Raw genomic sequence first — 15,699 nt, 5'->3', positions numbered from 1 at the left:
AGCAATGAAAAATACTTTACTGTTTGTCGTAATTTTGGCGGCTTTTAGCTGTCAGCAGGACGAAAAATCCAGCGTTGAAGAACTTTTCGAGGCTGACAGACAATTTTCAAATGCTGCTGAAATGAAAGGCTTTAGAAAGGCGTTTGTTGAATTTGCGCATGCTGATGCCGTTCTTTTACGCGAGAACAGAATGCCTGTTGTTGGAAAACCGGCAATTAAAGATTTGTTTAGCGGGGAAAGCCCGCAAAATATCCAATTTTTCTGGCAACCACTCAATGGCGAGGTCGCAGTTTCCGGAGAATTAGGTTACACCTATGGAATCTACACGATTAAAAGTGATTCCGTCGTTCAGAAAGGAACTTATATTTCAGTTTGGAAAAAAGATAAAGACGGAAATTGGAAATATATTCTGGACTCTGGCAACGAGGGAATTGGTGAGTAAAATTAATTGGTTTATCCGTCTGAAAGGGACTTGCAGGCTACGCGGTATTCGGTTTGTGTTTCAAGCTTCAAGTTAGCTAAACTCAAAATAAAATATTACTTTTGTACGACATGCCAGCTTTGAGAATTTGCGTTTTTACTAATTCCTGCTCATTATTAGTTTATTATCGCCCTTTTTAAAGTCTAACATTTTTCACGCAAAAAAGGTTGTTTGAAACGAATTTCATCTTTCGGGATTTGATTAAGCAGGAAAAAATTTCAGACTGGAAAATTAGAATATTGAAATTTTAAATATTATATGGGAAGATCACAAGAGACATTTAACAAAAAAGAAGTAAGAAATAAAAAAGAGAAAAAAAGAAAAGAAAAAGCTGCAAAAAGACAGGCGAGAAGAGAGACGGATAATAAATCGAGCCTGGATGATATGATCGCTTATGTGGACGAAAACGGGATGATTGTAGACACTCCGCCAGACGAAAGTGACAAAACGGAAGTTAAATTGGAGGATATCGAAGTTAGTGTTCCCAAAGGTGGTTCAACGGTAGATGAAGATCCTGTTAAAAAAGGAGTTGTTACTTTTTTTAACGAATCAAAAGGATATGGATTTATCAAAGAAAAAGAAACCCGGCAAGATGTTTTTGTCCATGTTAATAACCTCACAGAACCGATAAAAGAAGGCAACATGGTTACCTTTGAAATTGAAAAGGGACAGCGCGGGCCAACTGCCGTCAATGTGAAACTGAATAAATAGAAATAACTTCTAGCTTTTAATAGCCCGTTTTTTCGCCTTTTTCAGTTGCTGGAACACCTTTTTCCATCCATTCAGGAATTGGTTCGCCTTTTAAATAATGATTAAAAAACTGGAACATTCTTTTGCTTAAATCGATACGGTTTGTCCAACTTTCTTCTTTTAAGTTGTGCGGTTCATTATTATAAGACAATAACCAAGCCGGTTTATTAAGCCTTCTCATAGCAACAAAAAGTTCAATTCCCTGGTACCACGGCACTGCTCCGTCGTCGTCGTTATGCATCATCAACAATGGTGTATTTATTTTTGGAACAGAAAACAATGGCGAATTTTCTATGTAAAGTAAGGGTTTATCCCATAATGTTCCTCCTATCCGGCTTTGTGTATGTTCATATTGAAACATTCTGCTTTTCCCTGATTGCCATCGGATTCCACCATAAGCGCTTGTCATATTACTTACTGGCGCGCCGGCCATGGCTGCAGCAAACATATCTGTTTGCGTAACAAGATAAGCAGTTTGATAACCGCCCCAGCTTTGCCCTTGTAAACCGATTTTATCTTTATTTATAAAATTATATTTATGAATTAAATATTGGGTTCCGCTAACAATTGCGTTAAAAGCACTTTGCCCCGGATATCCTGTTTTGTATGTTATATCAGGAACAAAAACAAGATAACCGTTACTTGCATAAAAGGTTTTGTTAATAACAGAACGACTGGGCGAAGGATGATAATGTTGGTTCAGCGATTCAGAACTTCGTTCATAAAAATATACAATCATCGGATACTTTCGGCCGGGATCCAGATTCTCAGGTTTGTAAAGCAAGCCTTTTAATTCTTCTCCTGAAAACGAATTCCATTTTACCAGATCAACACTTGCCCAGTTGTATTTGCCCTGTTGCGGATTGGTTTCCGATATTTTTTTTGAATGTTTAAACTCAAGGTTGCTTGTCCAAAAATCGGGATAAGTGCTGATATCCTGCTTCCTGAAAATGATTTTATCAGCTTTTTTAGCTTTTTTCAAATCAGAAAAAATATAATTGTCCATTATAACATATTCAATATCTTTTAGTGAATTGAATTGAATGTTAAAAAAACCACGCGACATTGTTCTTTCGTCAGTGGCGCTTAATAAAACGGATTCAGTTTGCGGAATATACTCCAAATCTTTATCGAGTTTAAGATAGCGTAGACGCGTGTTATTTCTGCGGCCAAAAGCCTTGGTGATATTAACAGGAACACGCTCCCCTGAGGGATCCAATTTCCAAATGTCGTAACGATCATAAATGTAGACAAACCTGTCATCCTGACTCCATCCTGCAATTCCATAGGGTCGTGGATCCGAAGGAGAATCATGCCATTCGTTATAAAATGATACAGGTAGAACTCTTGTCAGAGAAACGGTATCCTGAAGGTTTACGTCGCTTGGTAAGGAATAGTAGCTGCTGTCGGCAGGTTCATACCACAAAATATATTTACCATGAGGAGAAAGACGAACCCAGCTTTTTCCCTTTAAAACCAATCTTTTTATGCCTGACTCTACATCGATAAGGTAATAATCTTTTAGATTCTCACCTGTCCAGTTGGAAGCACGTAAGTAGGGTGTATTATCAGCTCCGAGACCAACATTACCGTTTCCTTTTTGAATGGTTGAAATCTCCTTGATTTTTATGTCGGCCAATTGAATATATCGGTTTAAATCAACATGATAAACGCCCAGGAAAGTCCGTTTTTTTTCATTCTCCGCTTCCACCTTTTGTTGTGGCTGAAGTTTTTCATCTCTCCAGTTCCATATGTCCAATTTAGGTTTGTCTTCCTCAAGCAGCGTATCTTTAGGCGCCGGAACAGGACTTTCTGCAACTCCCAGATACAATTTTGAACCATCCTGCGAAAAATACAGTTCTCCATTTTCACTGGGCGACCAGCCAACTGGAACACCGCTCGTGTATTTATCCAGCACTTTAGAAGGAGGCGTTAAATTTTCTCCATAATATAAAGAGTAAACTTTTTCTTTTACAGTATCCTGCGAACAAAGAAAAGCATACTTTTCTCCTGTTTCATTTGAAACGATTCTTTTTATCCACCCTTCTGTTGTAAAAAGTTTGTGATTGATTCCGTTTTCAGTATCAAACACAAAAATCTCAGAGAGGGTATGAACAGAATCTTCCGCCTGCGTAGAAAAATAAATGGCATCACCCAGTTTTGAATAATGGTATTCAGTTACATTCCTAAAAACAGAAGTGTCACCATTTTGAATTTTAAAAAGAATTAAATCATCTCCAGTGTGCTTTTTTCTTTTGTTCGCATTTTTCTCTATACCTGTTGTATCTCTCACTGTTTCAGATATAAATGCAACCCAGTTTGAATTCTCCTCAGGAAGTTTATACGATTTTAAATTAGAAAATTTATAAATCTCTTCTTTTTTGATATTATAAATTCCCAAACTATCCTGTGGCATTTTGTCCTTTTTAACCTTGTCTTTTTTAGCCTGGCGAACAGTCAACTCGGGTTGTCTTATCTTAAAAACAATAAAATCATTTTCTGCTCCAAATGTTGCAGCATAACCACGGGGGATGGTATCCGATTTATTTCCGTCGTATATTATCAAATTACCGTCGCCTTTCTGAGGCGCCCGTTCATAGGAAATATAGTCACCATTGTATGAAATGTTTCCGTTTGAAATAACATTCCAGTCTTTAAAATCCTCTATTTGAAGTACCTTTTTAGGAGTTGGCTGAGCAAACAAAAATCCCGGCAACAACAGCAAAACCGACAACAGTATTTTAATCTTCATCAGAAATGGTGAAAAATTTTTATTAAACATAAACCGAACCATTCAAAAATAATGATTTAATTAAATCCCTCTATTCAAATGACAATTATTCCTGATAAAAGTTGAATATACAGCACATCAAGTCTGGAAGTGCCGCAAAACCTGTTGAAATTCTTTGGGTAAATCAGAGGAAAAAGTCAGTTCTTCTTCTAAAGCCGGATGTTTTATTTTTAATTGTCCGGCGTGGAGAAATAAACGTTTTACCCCCGTTTTTTCTGTTATTATTTTGTTTAATGTAAAATCGCCGTGATGGGTATCGCCAAGTATATCGAAATGGTTTTGAGTAAAATGTTGACGTATCTGATGCCAGCGTCCGGTTTCAGGTTGAATCTCAACCAAACTAAGCTGTACATTTTCTTTTTCTTTATATGATATGTCAGTCTGAACGGTTTGAAGTGTTTTGAAATTTGTAACAGCAGGTTTCTTAAATTTTGATTTCTTTTTTACAAGTACTTTCGATTCAAATTTTCCCTCGCCCGGGTTTCCCTGAACAATTGCAAAGTAAGTTTTCTGAACTTCTTTTCTCTCAAACTGAAGCGTAAGTTCTTTGGCCATTTCCGACGAAAAAGCAAGTACAATTACGCCGGAGGTTTTAGAATCCAAACGGTGAACATTGTAGACCCATTTTTGAGTAATTTCTCCCAGTAATTTTGTGAGATAAGGAGCATCGTGCGGCATAAAATCATTTTTATGTACAGGCAGATCTACCGGCTTTTCTACCGCGATTAATTGTTCATCCTGAAAAATTATCGGGATATTGAAAGATTCTTTCATTTGACAATTATTACCCTTCTGATTGTTTATTCTTTTTATATTTGTTATTGACTCAAAAGTAGATGAATTATCGAGAATCTGACGTAAAACTTTTCTGATTTATGATGATTTTTTAGTTAATGTGTTAAAAATAAAATTGTTACCAAACGTTTGTTTTGCTGAATAAAATGCAAAAAAAATATGTGATAATAAGTATTCTGGTTTTATTGATAATTGCCTGCAATAGCAACAAAAGAAAAGAGGTTGAAAATATTATCAAAGACTTTGAAGTTGAAAAAGTTCAGGATAAACGCGAAGTTGTATTTAATATCGATGCAGTTTGTAAACAGGGAAAACTTGTTTTAAAAGGAGAAACAAGTGAAGCGGTATTAAAAAATCAATTGTTTGACGAGCTAAAATCTATCGTTTTTTCTGACTCTGTTATCGTTTTACCAGACGCTTCTGTGGGAGAAAATAAATTTGGAATTGTAACCGTGCCCGTGGCCAATATGAGAGCGACCCCCTCCCACTCTTCCGAACTGGTTACGCAAGCTGTTTTGGGAACTCCGGTCAAAATTTTAAAAAATAGAGATGGATGGTATTACATTCAAACACCTGATAAATATATTTCATGGGTCGATGCAGCAGAAATTTTTCCTGCCGATACTTTTATTTTTCAGGAATGGAAAAGCTCTGAACGGATAATTTTTACGGGGATTAACGGGCTGATATTCAAAGATACAGATCTTGATTCTCCAATCTCAGACGTAACACTCGGCTCTATCCTTCAAAAAAAAGAATCAAATAACCGATGGATTAAAGTTTGTTTTCCTGATGGAAGAACAGGTTTTACGCCACCAAAAGACTGGATTGATTTTTCTGCTTTTGTAAATCAAAAATACCCAAATCCTGATGAAATAGTTTTGCGGGCGAAGCAGTTAACCGGGTGTTCATATTTGTGGGGAGGTACATCGGCAAAAGCAATGGATTGCAGTGGTTTTGTAAAAACAGTTTATTTTATAAACGGATTGATTCTGGCTCGCGACGCATCGTTACAGGCAACACACGGGAAAGAAATTACATTGAATGAAACTCAATCGGGAGATCTTTTATTTTTTGGTCGGCAGGCTACCGAAAATTTGGAAGCAAAAATTACCCACGTTGCTTTGTCTTTGGGAGGAACAGAGTTTATTCACGCTTCCGGGTTTATAAAACAGAATAGTTTTAACTCTGCCAGTAAAATTTATTCCGAATACCGTAAAAACTCATTTATTAAAGCTTTAAGAATAATTAATTTTGAAGACGAAGGAATCCAGCTAGTTAAAAACCATCCCTGGTATTGGAATTCTTTCTGAAAAAAAGACAAAAAATTAATTAATTCAGTTGTAAAATGAGTTGCAACAGACGTAATTTTATAAAAAAATCAACAATAATTACTTTCGGAGGAATGGTATTCCCCGGGTTAACATATTCAAACATGAAGGGAAAATTACCGGCACATGGATTAAAGCTAAGTTTCGAGCCATATAATTTAAAGCTAAAACATGTTTTTACAATAGCAAACAGTTCCCGAACGACTACTCCGGTTGTATTAACAAAACTGGAATGTGGCGGATATACAGGCTTGGGAGAGGCATCTTTGCCGCCGTATCTTGGCGAATCGCAACAAACGGTCAGCGAATTTCTGTCGCGTTTAAATCTGGAACAATTTAAAGATCCTTTCAGAATGGATGAAATTCTGGAGTACGTTGATGAAGCAGCTCCGGGAAATTATGCAGCAAAAGCGTCGGTTGATATTGCTTTGCACGATTTGGTCGGGAAAATTATGGGGCAACCCTGGTATAAAATATGGGGGTTTTCATCAGAAAATACTCCTAATACTTCATATACGATTGGCATCGATAAATCAGATGTTGTAAAGGAGAAAGTAAATGAGGCGGCTGAATTTAAAATATTAAAGATAAAACTCGGGCGTGAAAACGATAAGGAAATGATAGAAACCATACGTTCTGTTTCAGAAGTTCCTTTATGTGTAGATGTTAATCAGGGGTGGAAAGATAAAAAAATGGCGCTTGATATGGTGATGTGGCTAAAAGAAAAAGGTATTGAATTTGTTGAACAGCCCATGCCAAAAGATAGAACTGATGATATTGCCTGGCTGACAGAAAATTCACCAATTCCGATTATTGCCGATGAAGCGGTACAGCGACTTTGCGACGTAAAGCAAGCCGTTGGAATTTACACCGGTATCAACATAAAGCTGATGAAATGTACCGGTATGCGGGAAGCGCATAAAATGGTTAATCTGGCCAGGACTCATAAAATGAAAGTGATGATTGGTTGTATGACTGAAACTTCTTGTGCAATCTCTGCTGCTGCACAGCTTTCACCCAAAGTTGATTGGGCTGATCTGGATGGTAACCTTCTGATTGATAATGATCCTTATACAGGTGTTAAAATTGTTGACGGGAAAATTACACTTCAGGATATGCCGGGAATCGGAATTAGCAATTCTTAACTTTTTAAGGTAAACCAAAGTGACGGGAAAATTGTCATTATTGTGTTATGAAGACAATAATTGTGATGATTTTATTAAGTGCTGGATTTTCGGCCTGCGGGCAGGTTTCGAAAAAGAATCAGAAACAGCCAACCGAAAAAAGTGATACTATGAAATTTAACAAATTAACGGATTTCGAGGAATATGTAATTCTTGAAAAAGGGACAGAACGGCCTTTTACCGGGAAATACGACAAATTTTATGAAAAGGGAATCTACGTTTGCAAACGCTGCGGTGCTGCGTTGTACCAGTCAACAAGTAAGTTTAATTCGGGCTGCGGATGGCCCAGTTTTGACGATGAAATTGAAGGTGCTGTGAGAAGAACACTTGATGCCGACGGCCGCAGGACTGAAATTACCTGCAACAATTGCGGGGGCCATTTAGGACATGTTTTTTTGGGAGAAGGTTTTACCGACAAGAATACACGGCACTGCGTAAATTCAGTGTCGCTTGAATTTATTCCCGCAGAAAAAAATAAAAAAGGAGAATTGTAAAACAGTTCTCCTCCAGTTTCAAATTTAGTTTAGCTATTTTTTATTCGTTAGCATCCAAATCGTCGATTACCCGAATTTTTTCTTTTAAAAACTCAATTTTTTGCTTTGTATTTTCAATTTTCTTTTTCACATCTTCAATAAGCGACTCAGCATTTTTTGATTTGGCAAAGAAACCAATGTTATTGTCAAGCAAAACGAGGTCGTTTTCAAGTTGTTTTAGTTTATTCATATACTTGTCTCGCTCCATTCTCATTTTACTCTGTCCCCTGCCCGATTCCGAGAAAGAAGACATCTTGCTTCTGAATTTCAGGAGATTACGTTTCTCTTCATCCAGGTTTAATTCATCAAACAGCTCATCAATTGCCTTACGGAAACGATTTTGAACATCGTCTTTCTTTTTAATTGGTACGTGTCCGATTTCTGTCCATCTGCGCTGGAATGATTTTAGTTTTTTCAGATTTTCATCAATGTCTTTTCCTGGTTTAAAATCTTCCACCTCACTAATCAATTCGTTTTTCAATTTCAGATTATCAACCTGTTCAGAATCGATACCTGAAAAATGTTCGGATTTTTTGTCAAAGAAATAATCACAGGCCGCGCGGAAACGTTTCCAAACTACGTCGGAGTGTTTGCGTGGCACCGGACCTATTTCTTTCCACTTCTTCTGAATGCTAATAAAATCCTGGGTTGTTTTTTTCCAGTCAGTGCTATCTTTCATCGACTCTGCCTCGTTGCAGAGTTCAAGTTTCATCTGAAGATTATTTTGCTGAAGTTCTTTATTTTTTGAATAGAATTCGCGTTTTGCATCAAAAAACTTATCACATTCGGTACGAAAACGTTCGTAAATTTTATTATTATCTTTTCGGGGAGCAAAACCAATTGTTCGCCAAACTTTTTGAAGCTCAATTAACTCTTTCGATTTTTCGTCCCACTCCTTATGACTCGAAATTTCCAATTGGTTTATCTCTTCGACTTTTTCGCAAAGTGCTGTTTTTGCTTCAAGGTTTTTTTTCTGTTCGTGCTTTCTGCTTTCAAAAAACTCCTGATGCTTCTTGTTAATTTTTGATGTTGCCGCTTTAAAACGTTCCCAAATATCATCTTTGTGTTCTAAAGGAACCGGCCCGATTTCGCGCCAACGCTCGTGGTATTTCTGGAGCGTGTTAAATGCCTTAATTATTGATGGTTCAACAAGTAATTCTTCGGCTCTTTCACAAAGTTTAATCTTTGCCTCAAGGTTCTTTTTTAAATCAAGATCGCGTAATTCCTTGTTGATTTTGATGTAATCATAGAAGTTTTCAACATGAAAATGATAGGTATCCCACAAATTTTTCATTTCCGACTGTGGTACCAATCCAATTTCACGCCATTTTCGCTGTAAATCTCTGAATTCCTGAAATGTTTTGTTTATTGATTCTTCATTGTTAATCAAAGCTTTTATTTCTTCAATTACTTCATATTTCAATTTCAGGTTTTCCTCTTTTTCAACCTCAAGCTTTTTGTTGAATTCAATTCTAATTTGCCGGTATCGTTTGAGTAAATCTTTGATGTCCTGTTCATAAGGGTCTCCTTCGGCTCTGAACTCTTCAATATTTCCACCTTCTTCCAGAAATTTCTTTTTTTGTTCCTCTAAATCAGTTTTCAAATTCCGGTAGAAAGTGGATTTTATAATATCAATTTCATCTTTTACATCATGACTTCCGTTATTATCCAAAGCATCTCTCATCGCGTTTACCAATTCAACCTGAGAATATTTTGTATAATCCGGCTTTTCCTCTTTAATTTCTTTTATTTTCTCCTCGCTCTTTACAGGAGGCTTTGCTTTTGATTCGGTCTTATCTTTGTCGGGAGATTTATCATCTTCTGCGGCTTCATCTGTAACAGTTTCTTCCGCCTTTTCCTTTTCCTCTTTTTTCTCCTCTGTTTTGTTGTCTTCCTCTTGAGGAGCAATCTTTTCTTCTTTTGGTGAAGCAGCAACAGGTTCACTTTGTTTTTCTGCTACTTGTTCTTCCTGCTCTTCCGAAATTTCTTCCTCAGTCAACTCCTCCGCTTTTTTATCCTGCGGAACTAATTCGCTCTTTTCATCAGTCTCCTCTTCCGTTTTCTCTTCCTGAATCTCTTCATTTGAGAATTCAGTAGTATCTGATGACATAACATTTTCTTCTTCAGAGGATAAATCCTTTTTATCTTTTTCTTCCTCTAAAGGCAACGCATTCTTTTCAGAATTTTCCAGATCAGCTTTTTCCGTATTTTTTAACTCTTCTGAGTTTTTTAGATCTTTAGGTTCCATTTACAAACTTTTTGTACCATTTAAAAATGGTGTGCATACTATGTTTCAGCTACGAAAATAGACATTTACCGCTTAATACTCAAAGTTTTTAGTTTAAAATCTATTATCTGTTCGTGGGGTTTTGGTCATTTTTTTTAATAAAAATCTCAAAGGCTATTTTAAATTGAAAATGTTAACTGAATTAGTCTTTTCTTCCGGTGAAGTAACAAATAATATTTTTTTTTTAATGATGATAGTACAGAAAAGGGACACATGTTCTTAAACAATGTTGAACAACATTTGTAAAACATTAATTTTCAACACATAATACATCAAAACTAATTTTATATAATTTTCTTTTTCCTTATATTGATCGCTCAATTAAACTATTTTTTTGACAACTAACTTCTCTATAAAACCAACACAAAATGGGATAAAAATCTTTTTTCTAAGCAATCAAAATTCGTGTAGAAGCCAGATGGCCGAAGCAGTTCTAAAAAGTTTTGATAAATTCCAAGAATTGGAGATTTATTCGGCAGGAATTGCTCCTGTAAATCATGTAAGCCCTGTAGCCATTGAAGTTATGGCTGAAATTGGAATTGATTTAAAACAAGGTGCTCCTGAACATTATTCAAAATTTTCTGATCTCGAATTTGATTATCTGATTACTGTAGGCGATGGTACAGCAGATCAGTTAAAACTACCACCGGTAAAATTCAAACGTAAAATGCATCTTGGTTTTCACAATCCTTATAAAAGTTTTCGCGACCGGGAAGAACTAAAGGAAAAATGCCGTGAAATAAGAGATGAGATTAAAATTGAGATGGACTATTTTTATCACAGGATACTGAAAAAAAAAGCAGCCTTTTAAAGCTGCTTTTCTGTTTATCTTATGAAACAATTGATTCAATCTCGTCAGGTTCTATAGGTACCCGTTTCCCAAGAATACGACTCCCCTCTTTAGTAACCAGAAGGTCATCTTCAAGCCTAATTCCGCCAAAATCCCGGTACTCATTCGCTTTTTCAAAATTGATAAAATCAGCATTTATTTTTTCTTTTTGCCACTTGTCAATTAAAGCCGGAATAAAATAGATGCCAGGCTCGTTTGTGATTACAAAACCGGATTGTAGTTTTCTTCCCAAACGCAGATATCCTGTTCCAAACTGGTCAACTGGCCTTGTTTCATCATCGTAGCCCACATAAATTTGTCCTAGATCTTCCATGTCGTGAACATCAAGTCCCATCATATGTCCCAGCCCATGAGGAAAAAATATTGCATGAGCCCCATTTTTTACCGCCTCTTTTATATCTCCTTTCATCAAACCCAACTCTTTTAATCCAGATGCAATAACTTCCGCAACCGCCAAATGAACAGAAAGATATGTTACTCCCGGCTTTGTGAGTTCCCGCGCTTTGTTGTTTGCAGCCAATACGATTTCATAAATTTCACGCTGTTTCTGCGTGAATTTCCCTCCAACCGGTACTGTTCGCGTAAAATCTGATGCATAATGCAAGGAGGATTCGGCTCCTGCATCGGTTAGCATTAACTTTCCCTCCTCCAGGTAGTTGTTGTGACTATGATTGTGTAATGTTTCGCCGTTTTGAGTGAGAATAACAGGAAAAGAAACCATTCCTCCTCCCGAGTTGGCTATGCCCTCGATAATTCCTGTAATCTTTTGCTCCCAAATTCCGGGTTGAGCCATTTTCATCGCAGTAACATGCATTTCGTAACCCGTCAAACACGCTTTCTCAATTTCATCAATTTCTACCTGTTCTTTTATCGAACGCAAATCAACGATAGCTTTTATTAATTCAACCGATGCATACTCATCAATTCTTATGGCCGAAATCCCCAATAATTTTTCAAGAAACAATTTGTTTTCTCCACGGTATGGAGGCGTATAATGAATTTTTCTTCCCTGTTTAATCGCCTGGTTAATAAAATCGTATAATTTAGAAAGCGGTGCTGTATTTTCAATGCCAACTTTTTGGCCATTCTCATTTAGTGAAACCTGAGGTCCCATCCAAATGATATCTTCAATCTCTACATCATTTCCAAATAGATATTCTTTTCCGTTATCAAAATCGATTATACCGGTCAACCCGGGAAAATCGAGCCCGAAAAAGTAAAGAAATGTACTGTCCTGTCGGAAATGATAGGTATTGTCCAGACAATTCATTGGTGATTCAACATTTCCCGGGAGTAAAGCAATTCCTTTTAATTTTTTGTTTTTAAGCGCTTTTCTTCGATTTCTATAAATGTCTATCTCAAACATATTTGTTTTTTTATATGTTACGAATTTAAACTGTTTTCCGCTAATCCTTTTTATCTAGAATTAGTAAAAAATACGAGAATTTAAAATTAATCGGTTTCCCTGTGACTATCGATGACAGTTGTCATTTCAATAAAAATATTATCATAATATTTTAAATATCAAAACTTTAATATAGTATTATAAAACACGCAGCGTGCATGGTATCGAATTTGCATCAAAAATCCTACCCCTTTTTACAAAAAAAGTTATAACCAATTAAAACATTCAGCCGTAAAAACAAACAAAAAATATCATGGGCAATTCATTAATGATTTACTTAAACAAACGCCTTAAGGAAGAAGACTCCTATATGAAAAATCCCGCTACAACAGCTGGTCCAGTAATTACAATTTCGCGCGAGGTTGGATGTAACGGGCTAAAACTTGCCAATCTAATTAACGACCGTTTGAACAAAGAAAAAATGTGTTCAGTTTGGAAGGTTTTAAGCAAAGAGGTTTTTTCTCAAAGCGCAAAAGAGTTGAACTTAAAACCGGAAAGAGTGCGGAAAATATTCAAAGAGACAAATAAATATACCTTTGATGAAATCCTGAAAGCTTTCAGTGATAAACAGTTCAAGAGCGAAAAGAAAATCGTCAAAACGGTTTCAGATGTAGTACGAAGTTTTGCAATTGACGGACACTGCATAATTGTTGGACGCGCAGGCCATCTGATTGCAAATGACATAAAAAACGCTCTTCATCTGCGGCTTGTAGCTCCGCTTGAATACCGGATTAATGTTATAATGGAAAATAACAAACTAAACCGTGAAGAAGCAGCCCATTTTATTCAGCGTGTAGAAAAAGAAAGGATTGTATTTCGTAAAGCAATTTTGCAGGGACAAAACATAGAAGATACTTTCGATTTATTGATAAACAGGGCGTCATTTAGCGATGAAGAAATAGTCGATATTATAGAATATACCGTAAAAGAAAAAGGATTATTAAAAATGAACCAGCCTAAAATGGAATTTTACTAAAAAAGTGTTTTCTCTACATTGAATTTATTTTCCAGGTTGAAGCCCGTCCAGTCTATTTCATCTTTTAATTGTTCAAAACAATTGGTTTTTCCAAATAAAAAATCAGTATCTCTGTCGGTTTTATCATAGCACATCATTGGATGCTGACTTATAACTTTGCTTTCTATTTTTAAGTTTCGGGTAGCTTCCAATGCGTGTACTCCCCACAAAAACCATGTTATTTTTGTATGCTCTTCGCTCACAAATTTCAGCAACGTTGAAGTAAAGTTATGCCAAATCTCTTTATGACTTCCAGGTACTCCGGGCTCGCATGTAAATGAAGTGTTTAATAAAAGTACACCTTCACTCTCCCAGTGTTTAAAAAGTTTATCGGGTGAAAGAATTGGAAATTCATTGTCAAATTTCGTTTTAAGTTCATTGTATTTTAAAACTTTTCCTGAATAAGCCTTATACATTGCCCGTAGAATATTTTTTAAGGAAATATTTTTAAACGGTTCATTCCATGATTTCAGAGTCCCGACCTCAAAAGCACGACCCGTTGCTACCTCAGGCTGAGGATAAGGATCCTGACCTAAAACAATGACTTTTACAGAACTCAGGGGCAATTCGAAGAAACGCAGAACTTTTTCTTTTGAAGGTGTATAACTTTCCTTAGAAATCTGAGATTCAATATCTAAAAGAATTGCCTTGTTCTTTTTGTTCAAAAAAGATTTCCAATCATCATGGATATTCAAATTTTTAAGGAAGACAGATTGCATTTTTTGATTTTGTCTTTATGGAAAATCAGCGGTCAACTTTTGGTCAACCGCTGAACAATATGGATTAATAAATTTCTTTTTGGTTTATCCTGTAATTTTATCCGGCAAACCTTTTACATTTATTGGTTTCTTTGCGTCGGGTTTAATTTCAAACATATCGTTCGGAGTGAGTTTGCATTCTTCAATCATTTGAAGGCAATACTCCAATTCGCCTAAATCACGTCCGGTATTATTTGTTCCAAATGAAAATTTCAAACCGGCTTCTTTAGCCATTTTAATCATTTTTGCACTCGGAACTTTGTAACGCGCGTTAATTTCCAATGCGACATTATTGTCAGCTAAAACTTTTATCACCCGCTTCATTCTTTCTTCAGTCCATAAATCTTCATATTCGTCCATTATTTCGGCAGGAAGGACAGTCGGATTAACATAGATATCAACGGGTTCCTGAGAGAAAATGGACTCAATCTTACCTACCAGTTGTTCCATAAATTGTTGTTTGTCATCTACCCACACTTCTTCGGGAATCCAAATACGTGTACGTCGTCCTTTGTAGTCAGTAAATGTCATTGCATCGGTAAAAACATAGTCAAATTTTGCAACCGCTTCTGACGAGAATAAAGTGATCCATTCTCTTCCTTCTGCCTGCATCCCTTTAAACGTAGGACTATTTTTCACATCATTAATGTATTCGAACAAAGTAGAATCGTTGGTTACCGGAAAATGTAAACCACAGTTCGGAGCGATTCCGTAATTTATTCCCAGTTTCTGTGAGTTCGCAACTACTTCGTTCACCGTTAATCCTCCTTTTAAGTGTACGTGGAAATCAATAAAAGGAAATCCGGCTTTCATAAGTTTTGTTATAAGCGTGTCCCATTCTTTATCAACTTCCGGCTCTGTTTTCTCTCCTTCCAGAAGAGGTTTAACACGAATATTGCGGTAATACGTTGTACTGCCGGGATCGTGAGCTTGTAATGCAAAAGTCCCATGACTCAGTTTGCAACTTTCTCCACCTTCCCATCTCCAGGGATTTTCAGGCTCGACATATTCATTTACTTTAATATCGTTTACAAAAATCTCGACTTTATTTTCCACTGCTTTAATCCGCATTGTAAACCATTCGCCATCACCAGCCAGTGGAAAGTATACATTTCTAATGTTATAAATACTTCCGGTTTTTCTGCGTTCGGGATTAGTTTCTGAGCCTCTGTAAGTATTATTTACCTGGATTTCATACCCGTTTGCCGGCCAACCTTCTTTTTGATATTCTGTATGAATAAATATTCCTGAATTCGAATGTTCCATCGCTTTTACTTCCGCTTCAAACTCAAAGTTTTTAAGGTCACCATTGTAAAAAAGATGGGAACGCTCTCCGGCGCATTTAATCATCCCGTCTTCAACTGTAATACTTTCCTGATTTTCGCCGGCCTTTTTCCACCCGTCTAAATTTTCACCGTTAAAAATGGTATTCCACTCTCCCGTTTCTAACCTAGGTTGGCATGAAAATAATGTTGCAAGGAAAAAAAAGTAAGCAAAATAGATTGTTGTTTTTTTCATG

General features: G+C 36.4%; 13 protein-coding genes. 7 read left to right on the top strand and 6 right to left on the bottom strand.

The genetic code is table 11. The features are described 5' to 3' along the window. The first annotated feature begins 4 nt into the window (after positions 1-4). Positions 5-442 carry a YybH family protein gene (locus tag GM418_RS26955; RefSeq protein ID WP_158870764.1) on the top strand — a complete coding sequence of 146 codons (438 nt, stop codon included), beginning with the start codon at positions 5-7 and terminating at the stop codon, positions 440-442. 297 nt (positions 443-739) lie between these two features. Further along, positions 740-1,192: a cold-shock protein gene (locus GM418_RS32010; RefSeq protein WP_158870762.1), complete on the top strand. Its 453-nt coding sequence runs from the start codon at positions 740-742 to the stop codon at positions 1,190-1,192. A 16-nt stretch (positions 1,193-1,208) separates the two neighbouring features. Here GM418_RS32010 and GM418_RS26945 read toward each other — a convergent pair whose 3' ends face one another. Further along, entirely contained in the window at positions 1,209-3,983 is a 2,775-nt protein-coding gene (locus GM418_RS26945; protein WP_217447607.1) for an alpha/beta hydrolase family protein, read from the bottom strand. A gap of 117 nt (positions 3,984-4,100) precedes the next feature. Then, positions 4,101-4,796, bottom strand: coding sequence for an RluA family pseudouridine synthase (locus GM418_RS26940; RefSeq protein ID WP_158870758.1), 696 nt, complete (start codon positions 4,794-4,796; stop codon positions 4,101-4,103). Positions 4,797-4,963: 167 nt separating this feature from the next. Between GM418_RS26940 and GM418_RS26935 the strand changes: the two genes are divergently transcribed. The 3 genes from GM418_RS26935 to GM418_RS26925 all read left to right on the top strand — a co-directional run bounded on the left by GM418_RS26935 (position 4,964) and on the right by GM418_RS26925 (position 7,826). Then, a complete protein-coding gene (locus tag GM418_RS26935) occupies positions 4,964-6,130 on the top strand; it encodes a C40 family peptidase (RefSeq protein WP_158870756.1) in 1,167 nt (388 codons plus the stop codon). Positions 6,131-6,252: 122 nt separating this feature from the next. Next, positions 6,253-7,293 carry a dipeptide epimerase gene (locus tag GM418_RS26930; RefSeq protein ID WP_246222778.1) on the top strand — a complete coding sequence of 347 codons (1,041 nt, stop codon included), beginning with the start codon at positions 6,253-6,255 and terminating at the stop codon, positions 7,291-7,293. A gap of 47 nt (positions 7,294-7,340) precedes the next feature. Beyond that, on the top strand, positions 7,341-7,826 hold the full coding sequence (locus tag GM418_RS26925; RefSeq protein ID WP_158870752.1) for a methionine-R-sulfoxide reductase: 486 nt from the start codon (positions 7,341-7,343) through the stop codon (positions 7,824-7,826). 40 nt (positions 7,827-7,866) lie between these two features. Here the strand turns inward: GM418_RS26925 and GM418_RS26920 are convergent, their stop codons facing one another. Next, positions 7,867-10,113, bottom strand: a complete 2,247-nt coding sequence (locus GM418_RS26920; protein ID WP_158870750.1) for a DUF349 domain-containing protein — start codon at positions 10,111-10,113, stop codon at positions 7,867-7,869. Positions 10,114-10,486: 373 nt separating this feature from the next. On the opposite strand from GM418_RS26920, the gene GM418_RS26915 reads away from it, so the two are divergent. Beyond that, the gene (locus GM418_RS26915) at positions 10,487-10,963 is read left to right on the top strand and encodes an arsenate reductase/protein-tyrosine-phosphatase family protein (protein WP_262921325.1); all 477 of its coding nucleotides are present in this window, start codon (positions 10,487-10,489) and stop codon (positions 10,961-10,963) included. Between the two features lie 19 nt (positions 10,964-10,982). Here the strand turns inward: GM418_RS26915 and GM418_RS26910 are convergent, their stop codons facing one another. After that, positions 10,983-12,368 (bottom strand): aminopeptidase P family protein, encoded by a 1,386-nt coding sequence (locus GM418_RS26910; protein ID WP_158870746.1) that lies wholly within the window; start codon positions 12,366-12,368, stop codon positions 10,983-10,985. A gap of 292 nt (positions 12,369-12,660) precedes the next feature. Here GM418_RS26910 and GM418_RS26905 point away from each other — a divergent pair, with 292 nt between their 5' ends. Further along, positions 12,661-13,383: a cytidylate kinase-like family protein gene (locus tag GM418_RS26905; protein WP_158870744.1), complete on the top strand. Its 723-nt coding sequence runs from the start codon at positions 12,661-12,663 to the stop codon at positions 13,381-13,383. Here the strand turns inward: GM418_RS26905 and GM418_RS26900 are convergent. Together GM418_RS26900 and GM418_RS26895 are read right to left on the bottom strand one after the other, a co-directional pair. After that, positions 13,380-14,141 carry a uracil-DNA glycosylase gene (locus GM418_RS26900; protein ID WP_158870742.1) on the bottom strand — a complete coding sequence of 254 codons (762 nt, stop codon included), beginning with the start codon at positions 14,139-14,141 and terminating at the stop codon, positions 13,380-13,382. The two genes, GM418_RS26905 and GM418_RS26900, sit on opposite strands and share 4 nt — an antisense overlap. A gap of 84 nt (positions 14,142-14,225) precedes the next feature. Then, on the bottom strand, positions 14,226-15,698 hold the full coding sequence (locus tag GM418_RS26895; protein WP_158870740.1) for a DUF1080 domain-containing protein: 1,473 nt from the start codon (positions 15,696-15,698) through the stop codon (positions 14,226-14,228). Position 15,699: the final 1 nt, after the last annotated feature.

The sequence above is a fragment of the Maribellus comscasis genome, from assembly GCF_009762775.1.
Taxonomy (GTDB): Bacteria; Bacteroidota; Bacteroidia; order Bacteroidales; family Prolixibacteraceae; genus Draconibacterium; species Draconibacterium comscasis.
Note: the sequence above shows the minus strand (reverse complement) of the source record. Positions and strands in the feature narration are given on the sequence as shown.